General features: G+C 76.6%; 1 pseudogene. It reads right to left on the bottom strand.

Annotated features, from left to right (window positions below):
- A pseudogene (locus tag G3I65_RS18875) lies at positions 1-565 on the bottom strand (L-seryl-tRNA(Sec) selenium transferase); the annotation flags it as partial.

The raw sequence follows: 565 nt of genomic DNA, 5'->3' as shown, positions 1-565 counted from the left end.
AGCCGTTCGACGACGTCCTTCTCGCCGAAGATCAGCCCGGCCTGCGGGCCGCCCAGGAGCTTGTCCCCGCTGGCGGTGACGACCGCGGCGCCCGCCCGCAGCGCGGTCGCCGCGTCCGGTTCGGCGGGCAGGAGGGGGTGCGGGGCGAGCAGGCCGGAGCCGATGTCGGCGACGACCGGCACGCCGAGCTGGGCGAGTTCCGCGAGCGACGCCTCCGCCGTGAAGCCGGTGACGCGGTAGTTCGACGGGTGGACCTTGAGCACGAACCCGGTGTCCGGGCCCAGCGCGGCGGCGTAGTCGGCGGCCGTCGTCCGGTTCGTGGTGCCGACTTCCCGCAGCCGGGACCCGGCCGAGGCGAGGAGGTCCGGGATGCGGAAGCCGTCGCCGATCTCGACCAGCTCGCCCCGGCTGACGACGATCTCGCGGCCCGACGCCATGGCGAGCGCGCAGAGCAGGAGGGCGGCGGCGTTGTTGTTGACGACGTGCACCGCGCCCGCGTCCGGCACGGCGGCGGCCAGCGCGGACAGGGCGCTCCGGCCGCGGCGGGCCCGGTCGCCGGTCGCGA

It is taken from the genome of Amycolatopsis sp. SID8362 (genome assembly GCF_010550475.1).
Classification (GTDB): domain Bacteria; phylum Actinomycetota; class Actinomycetes; order Mycobacteriales; family Pseudonocardiaceae; genus Amycolatopsis; species Amycolatopsis eburnea.
The sequence above is the reverse complement of the archived record's forward strand: the minus strand, read 5'-3'. Positions and strand labels throughout refer to the sequence as shown.